General features: G+C 62.7%; 13 protein-coding genes and 1 pseudogene. 11 read left to right on the forward strand and 3 right to left on the reverse strand.

The window, feature by feature from the left end; genetic code table 11:
• The 8 genes and pseudogenes from FJ222_02970 to FJ222_03005 all read left to right on the forward strand — a co-directional run.
• Positions 1-900, forward strand: a 900-nt coding sequence (locus FJ222_02970) for a Gfo/Idh/MocA family oxidoreductase (protein MBM4163390.1), incomplete at its 5' end; no start/stop codon positions are given.
• A gap of 38 nt (positions 901-938) precedes the next feature.
• Positions 939-2,081, forward strand: a complete 1,143-nt coding sequence (locus tag FJ222_02975; GenBank protein ID MBM4163391.1) for a Gfo/Idh/MocA family oxidoreductase — start codon at positions 939-941, stop codon at positions 2,079-2,081.
• Positions 2,082-2,109: 28 nt separating this feature from the next.
• Positions 2,110-3,105: a sugar phosphate isomerase/epimerase gene (locus FJ222_02980; GenBank protein MBM4163392.1), complete on the forward strand. Its 996-nt coding sequence runs from the start codon at positions 2,110-2,112 to the stop codon at positions 3,103-3,105.
• A 12-nt stretch (positions 3,106-3,117) separates the two neighbouring features.
• Positions 3,118-4,155, forward strand: coding sequence for a Gfo/Idh/MocA family oxidoreductase (locus tag FJ222_02985; protein MBM4163393.1), 1,038 nt, complete (start codon positions 3,118-3,120; stop codon positions 4,153-4,155).
• Positions 4,156-4,182: 27 nt separating this feature from the next.
• A pseudogene (locus FJ222_02990) lies at positions 4,183-5,090 on the forward strand (sugar phosphate isomerase/epimerase).
• A 29-nt stretch (positions 5,091-5,119) separates the two neighbouring features.
• Positions 5,120-6,208, forward strand: coding sequence for a hypothetical protein (locus tag FJ222_02995; protein ID MBM4163394.1), 1,089 nt, complete (start codon positions 5,120-5,122; stop codon positions 6,206-6,208).
• Positions 6,209-6,264: 56 nt separating this feature from the next.
• Complete coding sequence (locus FJ222_03000) at positions 6,265-7,548, forward strand: GTP-binding protein (protein MBM4163395.1); 1,284 nt, start codon at positions 6,265-6,267, stop codon at positions 7,546-7,548.
• Positions 7,535-7,912: a YkgJ family cysteine cluster protein gene (locus FJ222_03005; GenBank protein ID MBM4163396.1), complete on the forward strand. Its 378-nt coding sequence runs from the start codon at positions 7,535-7,537 to the stop codon at positions 7,910-7,912. The genes FJ222_03000 and FJ222_03005 overlap by 14 nt, the downstream gene beginning before the upstream one ends.
• Here FJ222_03005 and mnmG read toward each other — a convergent pair.
• The 3 genes from mnmG to FJ222_03020 all read right to left on the reverse strand — a co-directional run bounded on the left by mnmG (position 7,909) and on the right by FJ222_03020 (position 13,569).
• Complete coding sequence (gene mnmG / locus FJ222_03010) at positions 7,909-9,837, reverse strand: tRNA uridine-5-carboxymethylaminomethyl(34) synthesis enzyme MnmG (protein ID MBM4163397.1); 1,929 nt, start codon at positions 9,835-9,837, stop codon at positions 7,909-7,911. The genes FJ222_03005 and mnmG overlap by 4 nt on opposite strands.
• Positions 9,838-10,136: 299 nt before the next feature.
• The gene (gene mnmE, locus FJ222_03015) at positions 10,137-11,519 is read right to left on the reverse strand and encodes a tRNA uridine-5-carboxymethylaminomethyl(34) synthesis GTPase MnmE (GenBank protein ID MBM4163398.1); all 1,383 of its coding nucleotides are present in this window, start codon (positions 11,517-11,519) and stop codon (positions 10,137-10,139) included.
• A 10-nt stretch (positions 11,520-11,529) separates the two neighbouring features.
• On the reverse strand, positions 11,530-13,569 hold the full coding sequence (locus FJ222_03020; protein MBM4163399.1) for a hypothetical protein: 2,040 nt from the start codon (positions 13,567-13,569) through the stop codon (positions 11,530-11,532).
• A 228-nt stretch (positions 13,570-13,797) separates the two neighbouring features.
• On the opposite strand from FJ222_03020, the gene FJ222_03025 reads away from it, so the two are divergent.
• The 3 genes from FJ222_03025 (at position 13,798) to FJ222_03035 (ending at position 16,330) form a co-directional block, all read left to right on the forward strand.
• Positions 13,798-14,046, forward strand: coding sequence for a hypothetical protein (locus FJ222_03025; protein MBM4163400.1), 249 nt, complete (start codon positions 13,798-13,800; stop codon positions 14,044-14,046).
• Positions 14,043-14,453 carry a type II toxin-antitoxin system VapC family toxin gene (locus FJ222_03030; GenBank protein ID MBM4163401.1) on the forward strand — a complete coding sequence of 137 codons (411 nt, stop codon included), beginning with the start codon at positions 14,043-14,045 and terminating at the stop codon, positions 14,451-14,453. Before FJ222_03025 ends, FJ222_03030 begins: the two co-directional genes overlap by 4 nt.
• Positions 14,454-14,563: 110 nt before the next feature.
• Positions 14,564-16,330, forward strand: coding sequence for a glycine--tRNA ligase (locus FJ222_03035; GenBank protein ID MBM4163402.1), 1,767 nt, complete (start codon positions 14,564-14,566; stop codon positions 16,328-16,330).
• Positions 16,331-16,338: the final 8 nt, after the last annotated feature.

Here is a 16,338-nt window from a genome sequence, read left to right on the forward strand (position 1 = left end):
GACCCGGAGCGTCTGGCCGTGGCGGCGAAGGATTTCCCCGGGATCGAGACCTACCGGACGGTCGAGGAGATGCTGCGCAAGTCGTCCGTGAATCTCGTGACCTTGATCACACCGCACAACACGCATGCGCCGCTGGCGATGAAGTGTTTGAAGGCCGGCCGGCATGTGGTGGCCGAAAAGCCGATGGCTGTGACCACGGCGGAGTGCGACGCGATGATCGCGGCGGCCAAGCGCGCGAAGGTTGTGCTCTCCACCTACCACAACCGGCACTGGGACGGCATCATTCTCGGCGCTATGGAGCAAATTCGCGCGGGCGCGATTGGCGACGTGGTGCGCATTGAGATGGAGATGGGGCGTTTGGCCAAGCCGCGCGACTGGTGGCGCTCCAGCAAGTCCATCTCCGGCGGCATCCTGTACGACTGGGGCGTGCACCTCTGCGAATACATTTTGCAGATGGTGGATTCCGATATCGCCGAGGTCAGCGGCTTCACCTGGTCCGGCGTCTGGGCCAGCCAGACCCGCTGGAAAAAAGACACCATTGAGGACGATGGACAGATTGTGATCCGGTTCACCAGCGGAGCCTGGGCGACCATCCAGATCACATCGCTGGACGCCCGCCCCCACGAGCCGTGGTTCAAGGTGGTCGGCACCCAAGGGACTCTGGCACCGAACTGGCAGACCTCCGAGATCACGACGCTGGATGGCGACAAGCGGATCACGACGCAGTTTCCCAGCCCGCCGTCGCAAGGATACCAGTTCTATCAGAACATCGCGGATCATCTGGTCAAGGGTTCCAAGCTGGTGATTACGCCGGAGTGGTCGCGGCGGCCGATTCATATCATTGATCTGGCCTGCCGGAGCGCCAAGGCCGGCAAGGCCATGAAACCGAAGTACCGGTAAGCGAGGGTGGTATGACCAAGCGCAAGATACGGATGGGGATGGTTGGCGGCGGACGGGGCGCGTTTATCGGCGCGGTGCATCGCATGGCCGCGCAGTTGGATGGGCAGATCGAGCTGGTCTGCGGTGCCTTCAGCGCCGATCCGGCCAAGTCCCGGGCGTCGGGCGCGGATCTCTTCCTGCCGGGCGACCGCGTCTATGATTCCTATGCGGAGATGTTTGCACGCGAGCAGGCGATCCCAGCCGACGAGCGGATGGCGTGCGTCGCGATCGTCACGCCGAATCACATGCACGTTCCCGTGGCGAAGCTGGCGCTGGAGCACGGCTTTCATGTGATCTGCGACAAGCCACTCGCGTTCACGCTCCAGGAGGCCCGCGCTCTGGCGGCCCTAGTCCGCAAGAGCGGCTTGATTTTCGCTCTGACGCACAACTACACTGGCTACCCGATGGTCAGGGAGGCCCGCGAGATCGTGCGCTCGGGACAATTGGGAAAAATCCGCAAGATCGTGGCCGAATACCCGCAGGGGTGGCTGGCGTCACTGTTGGAGTCCACCGGCCAGAAGCAGGCCGACTGGCGGACCGATCCCAAACGCGCCGGGGCCAGTTGCTGCATCGGCGACATCGGCACGCACGCGGAGAACCTGGCGGAGTACATCACGGGGCTGCGGATCGAGTCGGTCTGCGCCGATCTGACGACCTTCGTCAAGGGGCGGAAGTTGGATGACGATGGCAGCGTGCTGCTCCGGTTCACGGGCGGCGCCCGCGGCATTCTCAGCGCCAGCCAGATTTCGATCAACGACGAGAACGCGCTGGCCATCCGCGTCTACGGCGAGAAAGGCGGCATCGAATGGCATCAGGAGGAGCCCAACACGCTGCTCCTCAAGTGGCCGGACCGGCCGCGGCAAATCCTGCGCACGGGCGGCGGCTATGGCTACCTCTCGGCCGCCGCGCTCAAGGCCACACGCCTGCCAGCCGGGCATCCAGAAGGCTACATCGAGGCCTTTGCCAACCTCTATCGCAGCTTCGCTTCGGCCGTCGCGCTGGCGCAGGCCGGAAAGCGGGTGCCGGCTGCGGCGCTGGATTTCCCAACCGTCGAGGATGGCGTCCGCGGCATGGCCTTCATCGAGACGGTCGTGAAGAGTGCGATAAGCAAACAGAAATGGACAAAAATGCCGGCGCTGTAAGCCCGGCTACAAACAGGAGGATGCGGCCATGGCCAGACCGGTTACTTTATTCACGGGACAGTGGGCGGATGTGACGTTACAGCAGCTCTGCGAGAAGGCCGCATCTTTCGGCTACGATGGCCTCGAGCTGGCCTGCTGGGGCGACCATTTCGAGGTCGAAAAAGCGGATGCCGCGTATTGCCGAAAGAAGCGCGCGCTCTTGGAACAGTACGGACTCAAGCTGTTCTCGATCAGCACGCACCTCGTGAGCCAAGCGGTCTGCGATCGGATTGACGAGCGGCACAAGACCATTCTCCCGCCGCACATCTGGGGCGATGGCGATGCCGAAGGTGTGCGTCGGCGCGCGGCAAAAGAGGTGATCAAGACCGCCAAAGTCGCGAAACTCCTGGGCGTAAGCGTGGTCAACGGTTTTACCGGCAGTTCGATCTGGCCGCTGCTCTACGCCTTCCCGCCAGTCTCCCCGGCGATGATTGATGCGGGCTACAAGGACTTTGGCAAGCGATGGAAGCCGATCCTGGACGAGTACCAGAAGCTCGGGATCCGGTTTGCGCTGGAGGTCCATCCCACGGAGATCGCCTTTGACATTGTTTCCGCGGAGCGGGCCATCGAGGCGGTGGATGGGCATCCAGCCTTCGGGTTCAACTACGACCCGAGCCACCTCGGCTATCAAGGCGTGGACTACGTGGCGTTCATCGAGCGGTTCCGAGACCGCATCTTCCACGTGCACATGAAAGACGTGGCGTGGCGCCAGACGCCGGGGTTGTCCGGCGTGTTCGGCGGGCATCTGACCTTCGGCGATTCCCGGCGATTTTGGGATTTCAGGTCGTTGGGCCGCGGCAACGTGGATTTTGAGCGGATCATCCGCGCGCTGAATGCCATCGGTTACACCGGTCCGCTCTCTGTGGAATGGGAGGATAGCGGCATGAATCGTGAGCACGGGGCGCGCGAAGCCTGCCAGTTTGTCAAGCGTCTGGATTTTGCGCCATCCTGCGTGGCCTTTGATGCCGCCTTCGAAAAGAAATAAGGACCGCAACCTATGCACAGTCCCTTTCGCGTTGTTTTGGTCGGTTGCGGCGGCATCAGCGCCGCGTGGCTCACGCCGATGGCGTCCATGCCCGACCTTCAGATCGTGGGCCTGGTTGACCGGATTGAGGAGAGCGCCCGCAAGCGGGCGGCACAATTCCATCTGGAATCGGCTGTGGTCGGGACGGATCTGCGGCAGGTGCTGAAGAAGACCAAGCCGGACATCGTGTTCGATTGCACGGTCCCCGAGGCGCATGCCGACGTGGCCGTCGAAGCCTTCAGGCAGGGCTGCCATGTGCTGGGCGAGAAGCCGCTGGCGGACTCGATGGTGAATGCGCGGCGCATGGTCCGCGCGGCGGCAAAGGCGGGGCGGACGCATGCGGTCATGCAAAACCGCCGCTACCTCCCGGAGATCCGGATTGCGCGGACGTTGATCGCCTCGGAGCGGCTGGGCGCGCTGACCACGCTGAACTGCGACTTTTACATCGGCGCGCATTTCGGCGGCTTCCGGGATGAGATGCGGCATGTGCTCCTGCTCGACATGGCCATTCACACGTTCGATGCGGCGCGACTGCTGTGCGGTGCGGACCCTGTGTCGGTGTACTGCAAGGAGTGGAATCCGGCCGGGTCCTGGTACAATCACGACGCATCCGCCGTGGCGGTGTTCACGATGAGCAATGGTCTGGTCTACACCTACCGCGGAAGTTGGTGCTCGGAAGGCATGAACACCTCGTGGGAATGCATCTGGCACGGCGTCGGCACACAGGGCAGTTTCCGTTGGGACGGCTATCGGGACCTCCGGGCACAGAAGGTGCGGGATGCGAGTATCAAAACGGGTCTCGGCATTGCGCTGGAGGATGTGGAGGCGGAGCCTTTTGCAGACGCCTCCGGTCCTATCGGACACGGCGGTGTGATCGCTGACTTCGTGAAGTGTTTGCGCGAGGGCCGTACACCCGAAACAGCTTCCAGCGACAACATCAAGAGTCTGGCCATGGTCTTCGGCGCGATCGAAAGCGCGGAGAAGGGCCGCGAGGTCACGGTTAAGTGGTGAACCCGGGTTGGAAAGGAAGAGACGCACATGACCCACTACACGAATCACAAGGACATCCGCATTGGAACGCTCGTCAAGGGGGGGCGAATGCCGGGGAGTATATCCGCCAGATCCTGCCGCACGGCTTTGAGAGCCTCTCGCTGACCTTCTGGCAGACGCTCGGCGACACCGACTTGAAGCGGCTCGCTCGGGACGTGAAGGAGGTCATCGGCGACCGGGACGTGGTGATCAGTTCGCTGGCCATGTTCGGCAATCCGCTGGAAAACGACGAGAAGGACAAAGAGACCCGCAAGGGATGGACGGCGCTGATCAACCACGCGCATCTGTTCGGCACGGACGTTGTGGCCGGATTTACGGGCCGGATTCGCGGCCGCTCGATCCCGGATTCCATTCCGCGCTTCAAGCAGGTTTTTGGGGAATTGGCCCGGCGCGCGGCGGATAAGGGCGTCCGGTTGGCCTTTGAAAACTGCAGCATGGGCGGCACGTGGGCGAGCGGCGACTGGAACATCGCACACAATCCGGACGCCTGGAGCATGATGTTCGACGCCGTACCGGCAACCAACCTGGGGCTGGAGTGGGAGCCTTGCCATCAGATGGTCTGCCTGATTGACCCGATGCCGCAACTGCGCGAGTGGGCAGGTCGGATCTTCCACGTGCACGGCAAGGACGCCACCATTCACTGGGACGTGGTACGGGCAAACGGCGTGTTTGGCAACAAACAGTTCGCCTTCCATCGCACACCGGGCTTCGGCGACAGCAACTGGACCGACATCATTTCCGACTTGCGCCGTAGCGGGTTCAAGGGGTCGATAGACATCGAAGGCTGGCATGATCCGGTGTATCGGAGTGATCTGGAAATGACCGGACAGGTGCATGCGCTGAACCACCTCAAGCAGTGCCGGGGTGGAAACTTCGTACCGACCCCGAAAAGCTGAAGGCGCATAACGAAGGAAGCAGAACAACCATGACGATGACACACAAAGAACGGACACTGAACACGTTGCATCGCAAACCGGTGGATGCCTTGGCCTATGGCGACGGGTTGTGGGGCGAGACACACAAGAAATACATTGCCCAGGGCAAAATGAAACCGGATGAGGACAGCGTCGATCACTTCGACATGAGTTGGCGTGGCGGCGGATGGCTGAACAGTACGGCCGACCTGGATTTCCACGATCAGATACTGGAGGAGACGGAAGACACCAAGCTGGTCATCAACGGCAATGGCGCGACGCTGCGGTGGTTTAAGGCGAAATCCGGCACGCCGGAACATGTGGACTTCACGGTCAAGGAACGCCCGGCCTGGGAAGACGTGATCAAGCCGAACCTGCTCCAGGTGGACCGGCGGCGCATTCCGTTCGAGAGGTACCGCGATCAGAAGAAGCGGGCCGCCGCGGAAGGGCGGGCGTTCTGCTGGTCCGGCCTGGCGCCCTTCGAACAGATGCATCCTGTCTGCGGTCATGAATACATGCTGATGGGCATGGCGCTCGATCCGGAGTGGGTCCTGGACATGGTGATGACTTTTGCCCGCATGACGATCATGCATCAGGAGGTGCTGTTTGCCGAGGAAGGCACGCCGGATTTCATGTGGTACTACGAGGACATGGGTTTTAAGGACAAGCCGTTCATGTCTCCCGCCATGTATCAGGAGTTGGTCGAGCCCGGTCATAAACTGCTTTTTGATCACGCGCATGCCCGGGGCATGAAGGTGCTCGTGCATTCCTGCGGCTTTGTGGAGCCCTTGGTGCCGGGTCTGATCAGGGCCGGCATGGACTGCCTGCAGGCGATGGAAGTCAAAGCCGGCATGGATGTGCCGCGACTGGCCGCCACGTTCGGCGACCAGATTAGCTTCTGCGGCGGCATCGATATCTGCGTCATCGCCAGCAATGATCGGGCTCGGATCGAGGACGAGCTCAACCGCACAATCATCCCGGTCCTGAAAGCCGGCAGCGGGTACATCGTCCATTCCGACCATTCGATCCCGCCGGAAGTCGAGCACGACACGCTCGCCTGGTTCTTCCAGCGAGCCAGCTCCATTGTCAGCCGCCGCTAGATGGCATCCCTGCCGATCCCTTGACACTTCGCCGAGCGAGGCGTAGAATTTCCCCCATGTCTGTCCTCGTGGAGCGGGATCATATCGGGATTTTCGGCAAGATGAACTCGGGCAAGAGCTCGGTGATGAACTTGCTGACCCAGCAGGAAACCTCGATCGTTGATGCGACACCCGGCACCACCGCCGACACCCAGATCGCCCTGCAGGAGATCCACGGCATTGGGCCGGTAAAACTCTTTGATACTGCGGGATTGGACGAAGCGGGGCGACTCGGCGAGAAGAAGCGCCACAAGACCTTGAACGACTTGAAGGCATGCGACCTGGTCCTGCTGGTCATTGACCCGGCGACCCGGGATATCCGCACCGAACGGGACGTCATTGAGAAGGCGCGCGATTTGGACAAGCAGATTCTGATTGTCTACAATCACTTTGGGCAGACCTCTGCGGCGCCGATCGAGGAAGCGCTGGACCTGCTCCGGTTCTACAAAAAAATTCACATCGAAGCAAACAATGTCAAATACCGCGCCGGGCTCCTTGATTTTATTCTCACGAATTATGTCCCCAAGCAAGACACCACCGAACTGCTCCCTTTTGTACGGAAAGACGAATACTACGTGCTGATCATCCCGATGGATGTCGAGACGCCGCCGGGCCGTTACTTGCGGCCCCAGGCCATGGTCGAGGAGTCGATCACCCGCCACTGGGCCTATCCGGTCTCGTTTCGTCTGGATTTAGGCAAAGCCCGCAGCACGCGCGAACAGGCGGAAGAAGAGAAATCGCGGTTTCAGCGCTTTCTGAATAACTTCCAGAAGCGCCCGAAAGCGATGATTACCGACTCGCAAGCCATGGATATCATGAAAGACTGGTGTCCGCCGGACATCGGATTAACCACTTTTTCGATTGTGATGATCAATTATTTCAGCCGTGGCAGGCTCCACACGTTTGCCGCCGGGGTGAAAGCGCTGGAGACCCTGAAACCCGGGGACAAAGTCCTCATCGTGGAGGCGTGCAATCATTCACGGATTGGCGAAGATATCGGCACGGTGCAAATCCCGAACCAGTTTGCGAAACGCTACCCGGGCGTCATGATCGAACACAACTTTGGCCGCGCGTTTCAGAACAACACACAGTTGGCGCAGTACACATTGATCATCCACTGCGGGGGCTGCATGATCAGCGCCCAGAAGCTCCAGGCCCGTCTGCGCGACCTGGAAACCGTGGGCGTGCCCATCACCAACTATGGCGTCCTGCTCGCGTATCTCCAGGGGCCAGAGACGTTGGAACGCGTGCTCAAGCCATTTACCGCAGACGACAACACCCGTGCGTATGGACGCCATTGAAACAGAGGGGTGTCGGCAATGCGGCAACTGCTGCCGGGCACCGGGGTACGTCCGACTGCGGCCGGGCGAACCCGAGGCCATCGCCGCAGCCCTGACCATAACGGTGGAGCATTTTCACGCACGCTACACGCGCCTGACAGCCGACCGCCGCGGACTGTCTCTGATCGAGCAGGCTGATGGCGCCTGCGTGTTTCTACAAGACGACAACCGATGCCACATCCAAGCGGTCAAACCGGGACAGTGTCAAAACTACCCGTCGCACTGGCGCACGCCGCTCCTGGACTCGAACTGCCCGAGATTCGCCGCTTCTCGTGGCACGACAGACGACGCTCCAGTGTTCAGCGCATTAGCGTCGCATAACTAATCTCTATATCCTTTCTTTATTACCACACTCAGAACTGCCAAATCGGCTGGCGTCACACCGGGAACGCGTCCGGCTTGCCCAAGATTCTCGGGTCGCACCCGGCTCAGCTTCTCCCGGCACTCATACCCGAGCGCGTGGATACGCCAATAGTCAACCCACGGAGGGATTACATCCGCTTCCATGCGCAACGCCCGGTCTGCCTGCCGCCGTTCTTGCTCGATATACCCGCGATACTTGATTTCTAGCTCCACCTGATCGACGACAACCGGCGGATATGCGCCGTTTGCACACGGAAGATCCGAATACCGCTGTCCGGGGCGAGCCAAATGCCGGGAAGCGGCGGCCCCATCGGAGAAATGAATCGTATCGAGCCGCACGCATTCCGCCGCGATCAGCCGAGCATACTGCTCCGTCTCCTCACGGAAAACCGGATCAGCCAGTCCCAGTCGCTGGGCATGGGCGAGCATCCGAAAACGCGCGTTGTCCTGCCGCAACAGCAACCGCCGCTCCGCGCGCGACGTGAACATACGATACGGCTCGTTCGTTCCCTTTGTCACCAGATCGTCTATCATCACGCCGATGTACGACTCCTGGCGGCTGAGCAGCAGCGGATTCTCCTCCCGGACACGCAGCGCCGCATTGACCCCGGCAACAAAACCCTGCGCGGCTGCTTCCTCATAACCGGTCGTGCCGTTGATTTGCCCCGCAAAGAACAAGCCCGCATGCCTTTTGGACTCCAGCGCGTGCGACAGATCGCGCGCGTCGATGGCGTCATACTCGATCGCGTAGGCATAAGCGAGAAACCGGGCCCGCTCCAGACCGGGTATCATCCGAACAAACCGCTCCTGGACCTCGCGCGGAAGGCTGTTGGATATCCCGTTCGGGTAAATCCATGCTGTCTTCCCACGTCCCTCTGGCTCCAGAAACACATGATGGCTCTCTTTATCGCCAAATTTGACAATCTTGTCTTCCAGCGAGGGGCAATACCGAACGCCTGTCCCACGAATGCCCCCTCCATACAGCGCGCTGAGCGCGAGATTATCCTGAATGACCTGATGACAGGAGGCTGTGGTGTGGGTCAGCCAGCAGGAAACCTGCCCGGAACCCGTCAAAACGCTGTCCCGTGGCAGGATCGCGCGAGACGAATGGACACTCGATATCGGCGGCTCTGGCGCCCTGTTCCACGTGGAACATTCGGTGTGTGCTGCCAGCATTCGCGCACCCTGCCATGAAAAGAGGGGTGGCGGCGCATCGCCTGCTTGTTCCTGCGTCTTCCAAAAATCAATAGATGCCGGATCCAGGCGCGGGGGTGTACCGGTTTTCAGGCGAATCCGTTCATATCCGGCATCGCGCAGGCTTTGAGAGAGGGCATGGGCGGCGTCGCGCCCATCTCCTCCGCCCAGCGTCACCTCGCGTCCGATATGGATTGTACCTCCAAGCGCTGTTCCCGTGGTTAACACGACGCACGTTCCCGTGATGCGCCCGTTCGCCGCTGTCTCGACACCAGTCAGCCGACCTGCCGATTCCCTGTCAGAGAAAACGAGCGCGGTGACCTCATCCTCGATCACCTGGAGATTGGGCGTGGATTCGATGACCGCCCGCATGCGCGCCGCGTAGGCGGCTTTGTCGCATTGAACCCGCGTGGCCCGCACGGCTGGACCGCGGCTCGCATTGAGGACACGGAACTGGATGCCGGTGCAGTCCGCAGTGAACCCCATCTCGCCTCCCAGCGCATCCAACTCATAGATCAGATGGGATTTGGCGAGACCGCCGATAGCGGGGTTGCAGGGCATCCGACCCATCGCATCACGGTGGGCGGTGATCAGCAGGGTCCGGCAGCTCATCCGAGCCGCGGCGAGCGCCGCCTCGGATCCGGCATGTCCGCCGCCGATGACAATCACATCCCACCTGTCTCCGCTAATCACCCCGATGCTTTTCATGGCCGGATATGGTAGCGCGTCGTCGGCCGTTCGTCCAGCCCGTATAATTCTGATTTTTGGAGAGTTATGCACAACTCGATCACACGGTCCGCCGGTCTGATTCGCTCCTTATAGAGCGATAGCACGGCGATCAACTATTGTCATAAGTTATTGCTTTATAGTATATTACGAATACATGTGATGATCTGCCTTGCTGCATTCAGGCCTGTTGACGGGATTGATGTCTACTGGTTACTGACTGCTTATCAACAGCCCATCATTGGATTCTAAGTGCTGATTCTCAATCACTTACCGACACAGAAACGCGCGAACACCGTATCCAACAGATCGTCGCTGAAGATTCTTCCGGTAATCCGCCCCAGCGCTTCCGCCGCTTCGCGCAAGGGAGTCGCGGCGAGGACCAATCCTTCCGGGTGATTGAGGAGGCTGATCGCGCGCCGGATGGCGGCATTTGCGGTCGTCAACTCCACGGCGTGCCGCTGGCTGATCGCGACCGCCTCGTGTGTTCCCGCGCTGGCCTCCAGCTTGGCTTGCAGCACCTCGACAACCGATCTCGCCCCGTCGGGGGTGAGTGCCGAACAGCGGGGCATGGCGACGGCAGCGGGCAGGTTGAGGGCGGCGGCCAGCGCCGCATTGTCGGCACAGTCGGGACGGTCGGCCTTGTTGACCGCAACAATCATCCGCTCAACCGGTAGGGCGGCGATCGCTTCCCGATCGGTCTCATTGGGAGGCGTCGTCCCGTCCACGACATAGATGACCCAGTCGGCCGCCTCGGTCAACTGCCGGGCCCGGGCGATTCCTTCGCGTTCCACAGCGCACGCGGCGTCGCGTATGCCGGCGGTGTCGGCCAGCCGCAGCGGAATACCCTTGAGGTTATACCCCTCCTCGATCGTGTCGCGCGTCGTTCCGGGGGATTCGGAAACAATCGCGCGCGCCCGACCCAGCAGCGCATTCAGCAGCGACGACTTGCCGGCATTGACCCGGCCCGCGATCACCGTCAGCGCCCCGTCGCGCAGCACATGTCCTTCGCCCCACGTCGCGAGCAGCCCCTGAGCCTCGGTGACGACCGCGCCGAGTTCGGTTCGCGCGGCATCCAAAAACCGGGGGGGCATCGCCCCTTCCTCGAAGTCAAGCAGCGTCTCGATGTCGGCGCACACGGCGGTCAGACGCGCGTAAAGCGCCTCGACGCGACGCCGCAACCCGCCCGCAGCTTGTTCCCTTGCGGCCCGCGCCGCCCGCCCGGTCTGGGCCTGGATCACATCGAGCACCGCCTCGGCCTGCGTCAGGTCGAGGCGGCCATTGAGAAAAGCCCGCCGGGTGAACTCGCCGGGGCCCGCCGGGTGTGCGCCTGCGTGAAACACGGCTTGCAGGACCTGGCGCGCGACCACCGGGCCGCCATGCCCCTGCAGCTCGACGGTGTCCTCGCCGGTATAGCTGCGGGGCGCCCGGAAGATCAGCACGAGCCCGTCGTCCAGTGCCTCCCCCGCCGCGCCAGTGGCAAATGTGGCGTGAAAGAACGTCCCGGCCGGCCGCTGCGACGGCGGATGTCCCGCGCACCGTGCGACCCGGTCGGCCACGGTGAACGCCTCAGGCCCGGAAATCCGAATGACAGCCACACCCGCCGGTCCCGCTGCCGTCGCCAAAGCCGCAATGGTTTGTGCGGGCATGCCGCCCCCTTTATTCGAAGTAAATCGGCAGGTCGGTCAGCCGCAGCCGCGGCGCGGGAAGGAGCGGCGCCGTGCGGCCCAGCAGATCGCAGGCGCGCACGGCGACGACCGCAGCGGTCACGATCTGCGGACCGCCCTCGTTCCATCCCAGCCACACCGGCCTCCCGGCGGAATCTTCGAACCGCAAAAGCCAGACCAATCCGCCGCCCGCAATCGGCTCCCGCCGCACAAATTGGCCGCCGGCACCCACGCGGAGCATGAACACCCGCCAAGCCTCCTGTTGTGCCGCCTGTTGGGGCAGATCGCCGGAATCAGCCGGCTGCATCAGGACGACCTGCTCGATCAGCCCCGAACAGACGGCCAGTATCGTCCGTCTCATGTATCGCGCGAGCCGAAGTTCGCACGCTTCGGCATCGCCTGTTCGATCCTCCCCGCCGTCGGCGGCCGGCTCCACGATCAGAATCGGCCGTGTCTGCGCGTTCGCCCCGCCCCGGGCCGCGCGACAGAACCGGGCCAGCTGCTTCAGCCACGCCGCATCGCTGACCGCCGCCGATTCCAGCCACGCCGCGCGCGTCCGGCAGACACAGGACTCCCATCCGCCGACACGGGCCAGCGCATGGGTCGTGTGTGACAGAAACCGAGCATTGCCCACCGCACACGCCGGCCCGGAGAAAACAACTCCAGGAAAAACGTCACGCACCTTCTGCAGCGGCTCCAGAAAACGCCGGTACTCCGCTGCCGACCGAAACCCCCACGCCGTCTCATCCGGGGCAAACCCGTACACCGCCCGCCGCACCTGCCAGCCGACCGGCTCCAAGGCACGCATGACAAAGGTCACCCACCGCTCCGGATCCTGGACCGCCCGTCGATCTTGCACCAGCAGAACCGATACGCAATAGCCCTCTTTCAACCATTTCTGGACCGAGGCCAGCGCAGCCGCCCGCTGTTCGTCCGCGTCGTGGCAACACAGACGAACCCAAACATCGCGAATGCCCGGCTCGCCCAAGGCCGCCAACCCCTGCGGCTCGGAAATCGCAGGCACCCCAACCGCCAGCCGATGCGGCAGCGTCACCGGCTCGGCAAACACCGCGTCGTCGCCCCCCCACGATACTCGGAGCCGCACGGGCATCCAGCCGATCGGCGGCGTCACGGAAGACGCGTCCTGGCGTTCGAGGTCCACCGCCTCCTCGCGCGCCGCATCCCAGAGAAATGCCGCAGCGGTGTCCACCGGCGGCGGCGACGGCACCCCGCACAGACGCCGCACCGCGCCGATGGCGCGCCGTTGCGCCCGCAGGCCGCGCATCCCCCACGGCGACGGCGCTTTTCCCGGAACCGCCGCCCGCGCCTCCGCCATCAGCCGGGGCGGCAGATCGAGTGCGGCCCAGTCGCGCAGGCGTGCCCAAGGCCCCGGCGCCGATCCGATCACACACCGCTCCAGCCCGCTAAAGCAAACGCCTTCGCGGGGCGCACGCCGGGTGTCCACCCACACGCTCCACCGGTCGAGATTACCGTGAAACACGCCCGCCTCGTGCAGATCGTGGATCGCCGCGCCAACCGCGCGCACCCACTCGCGGACGCAGCCAAAATCGTTCTGCTCCGCCAGCAGATGCGCGAGCCACTCCTGCAACGGACAGAGGCCGGCGTGCATCTGGAACACCGCCAGCCCCTCCCAGCGCCGCACTCCATCGGGACGAACCAGACACGCAATCGGCCGGGGCGACTGAACGGCGCGCCCCAGCAGCCGCCGGGCCGACTCCACCGCGCGCACAGCCTGGGCGCCCCCACCGCGCGCCGGTGAAACAGACGGAACAAAACCGCCGGTGGCCGGAAACCCCTGAATCAGAAAGTGGTGTCCGCGCGCGCCCGGCTTTCCCGCCGCCTGGAACGTGAACAGACGTCCACGGCGCACCCAATCCGCATCCCGGCCCGCCGCCAGCTCGGCCAACGATCGCCGCATCTCCTCCGTGCGGAAGGGCGCCTCCAAGCATGCGCGATAGGCGCCCACCGGCTCCCATCCCTCTGTGAAATCCATTTGTGTCCTGCGATTCATAAGTTTGCCGTCGCACCTACGCGGGTATCCAGAAGACAGCTTTTCTGCATTCTGAGCAGTTACGGTTTGTCATTATAGCGCATTCCGCCGCCGCCGCATCAGAAAATGATCCGGTGCCGTAGTGCCGTAAGGGGTCCATTATTTGAACTTGTTTTCCGACGATCCGTTTGATACAGTCCGGTTCAATTCGGTTCATCATGCACCAAGTCATTCCTGGAGGGTGATGGCATGTATTCAATTACGATTCATAATCTTGACCCTGATGTCCGTCGTCTGATCCAGAAACAAGCTGCGGAAGAAGGTTTGAGCCTCAATCAGTTGGTGAAGCGCCTGTTGCGGAAGGCTCTTGGACTATCGGGTTTGACCTCCGCTCAACCGCACGGTTTTGCTGAGTTCTCGGGGCTTTGGACGCGGGAAGAGGCCGCTGAATTCAATGCCTCCACCGAACGCCAGGTTGATCCGGAGGGTTGGTCATGAAGCGGGTAATGCTCGATACCAATGCTTATTCGGCTTTATTATCGGGCGACCCTGCCGTGCGTGCCGCGCTTGAATCCGCCACGGAAATCCTGTTGCCGCTTTTTGTTGTGGGTGAACTGGAGGCGGGGTTCTGTGGCGGCTTGCGCTATGCCGAGAATGTCGCCATACTTCAGCGCTTTCTGGACAAGCCTGGTGTTCGTGAAGTTCCGGCCGGTCATGAAACCGCACACCTCTACGGAAAATTGAAGGACGGACTGAAAAGAAAAGGAACACCCATTCCGGAGAACGACATCTGGATCGCCGCATCCGTGATCGAGCATGCCGCCGAGCTGATCACGTATGACCGCCACTTCACCACCCTTCATAACATTCGCATCTGGGATCACCTCGGCCGCAACACGGCGTGATCGCCATCCGGGTTTGGGTGGACACATCCCCTCAAACGTTCTATAGTCATGCCACTCGTTTCTGGCGCGGCTTGTCGCCCTGTGGAAAACGTCACCGACTGGGACTGATTATGCAGAACACCGAACCGAATAAACTGGAAACCATCGCCTCCCTGTGCAAACGCCGGGGATTCATCTTCCAAAGTTCCGAAATTTACGAAGGCATCAGCGGCTTCTGGGACTACGGTCCGCTCGGATGCGAACTGAAGCGCAACATCAAGGAGTCGTGGTGGCGCCAGACCGTCCGCCTGCGCGAGGACGTGGTCGGGCTCGAGGCGACCATCATCATGCACCCGGCGATCTGGAAGGCCTCGGGTCATCTCGACACCTTCTCTGATCCGATGAGCATGTGTCACGACTGCAAGAAACTCCTCCGCTCAGACCAGGCCTGGGACATCTTCACCGACGGCGCCACCGGCGCCGCCATGGCCGAACTCTGCGCCGGCGGCGCGCCCGACGTCGGCCGCGTCGTGGCCTGGATCAAAGGCCGCGGCAAGGGTGTGGCCCCCAATCTCGCCGCCGTCAAGGCCCCCGACGCCTGCATCCCGCGCCTCACCGCCGGCCTCGCCTCGGTCGCCTCGCCCCGCGCGCTCTACACCCTGCTGGCCACGCCCGCCGACGCCGACGCGCCGACGCGCGCCTGCCCCCATTGCGGCGGCTCCCTGACCGAGCCGCGCCCGTTCAACCTGATGTTCAAGACCATCGTCGGCCCCGTCGAGGATCCGGCTAACGTCGCCTACCTCCGCCCCGAAACCGCCCAGGCGATCTTCGCCCAGTTTCCCAACGTCTACGCCACGGCCCGGCAGACGGTTCCCTTCGGCATCGCCCAGATGGGGAAGGCGTTCCGCAACGAGGTGACCCCGCGCAATTACACCTTCCGCTCCCGCGAGTTCGAGCAGATGGAACTGGAATTTTTCATCAAGCCCGACGAGGCCGTCGAGCTGCTCTGCGGCCGGGTCATCACCCTCGCCGACACCCCCGACCTCTCCACGATCTCCGAGGCGTGGGGCTGGGAGGTCTGGCACAAATATTGGGTCGAGCAGCGCAAGGCGTGGATCATCGCGGCGGGGCTCCCCGCCGACTCGTTCGTCGAATATTGGCAGAAGCCCGACGAGCTGGCCCACTACGCCCGGGCCTGCGTCGATATCGAATACGCCTTCCCGTTCGGCACGCAGGAGTTGGAGGGGATAGCGGCCCGCTCCGACTTCGACCTCACGCAGCACCAGAAGCACAGCGGCAAGTCGATGGAGGTCTTCGACGAAGCCCTCAAGCTCGCGGCGAACAAACTCGACGCCGCCGCCAAGTCCGCCTTCACCGAAAAGGTCGTCGCCGACTGGACGGCCCGCGGCAAGAGCGCCGACGACGCCCGCGCCTTCGTCGCCCGGCTCTTCGAGGGCAAATATATCCCCCACGTGATCGAGCCTTCGTCGGGCGTCGACCGCATGGCCCTCGCCCTGCTGTGCAACGCCTACGCCGAAGAAACGGTGACGGATGAAAAGGGTAAGTCCGAGGTGCGCATCGTCCTGCGCTTCGCGCCGAACATCGCCCCGATCAAAGTCGCCGTCTTCCCGCTGGTGAAGAACAAGCCCGAGCTTTATGGCAAGGCTCGGGAGATCTTCGGCGGGCTCCAGCGGCGCTGGAATTGCTTCTGGGACGAATCGGGGGCGATCGGCCGCCGCTACCGCCGCATGGACGAGGCCGGGACGCCCTTCTGCGTCACCGTCGACTTCCAAACTCTGGAAGACGGCACCGTCACCCTCCGCGACCGCGACACGATGAAGCAGGAACGACTCACCGTCGCCGCGCTCAGGGAACGGCTGGACGCGATTTTGGACTGAAACACACG

The organism is Lentisphaerota bacterium (assembly GCA_016873675.1).
GTDB lineage: Bacteria > Verrucomicrobiota > Kiritimatiellia > RFP12 > JAAYNR01 > VGWG01.

Bases quoted from the DNA above. Each gene is read 5' to 3' on its own strand.
- FJ222_02975 (MBM4163391.1), top strand. From the start codon at position 939: ATGGTTGGCGGCGGACGGGGCGCGTTTATCGGCGCGGTGCATCGCATG.
- FJ222_02980 (MBM4163392.1), top strand. From the start codon at position 2,110: ATGGCCAGACCGGTTACTTTATTCACGGGACAGTGGGCGGATGTGACG.
- FJ222_02985 (MBM4163393.1), top strand. From the start codon at position 3,118: ATGCACAGTCCCTTTCGCGTTGTTTTGGTCGGTTGCGGCGGCATCAGC.
- FJ222_02995 (MBM4163394.1), top strand. From the start codon at position 5,120: ATGACGATGACACACAAAGAACGGACACTGAACACGTTGCATCGCAAA.
- FJ222_03000 (MBM4163395.1), top strand. From the start codon at position 6,265: ATGTCTGTCCTCGTGGAGCGGGATCATATCGGGATTTTCGGCAAGATG.
- FJ222_03005 (MBM4163396.1), top strand. From the start codon at position 7,535: ATGGACGCCATTGAAACAGAGGGGTGTCGGCAATGCGGCAACTGCTGC.
- mnmE (MBM4163398.1), bottom strand. From the start codon at position 11,519: ATGCCCGCACAAACCATTGCGGCTTTGGCGACGGCAGCGGGACCGGCG.
- FJ222_03020 (MBM4163399.1), bottom strand. From the start codon at position 13,569: ATGAATCGCAGGACACAAATGGATTTCACAGAGGGATGGGAGCCGGTG.
- FJ222_03025 (MBM4163400.1), top strand. From the start codon at position 13,798: ATGTATTCAATTACGATTCATAATCTTGACCCTGATGTCCGTCGTCTG.
- FJ222_03030 (MBM4163401.1), top strand. From the start codon at position 14,043: ATGAAGCGGGTAATGCTCGATACCAATGCTTATTCGGCTTTATTATCG.
- FJ222_03035 (MBM4163402.1), top strand. From the start codon at position 14,564: ATGCAGAACACCGAACCGAATAAACTGGAAACCATCGCCTCCCTGTGC.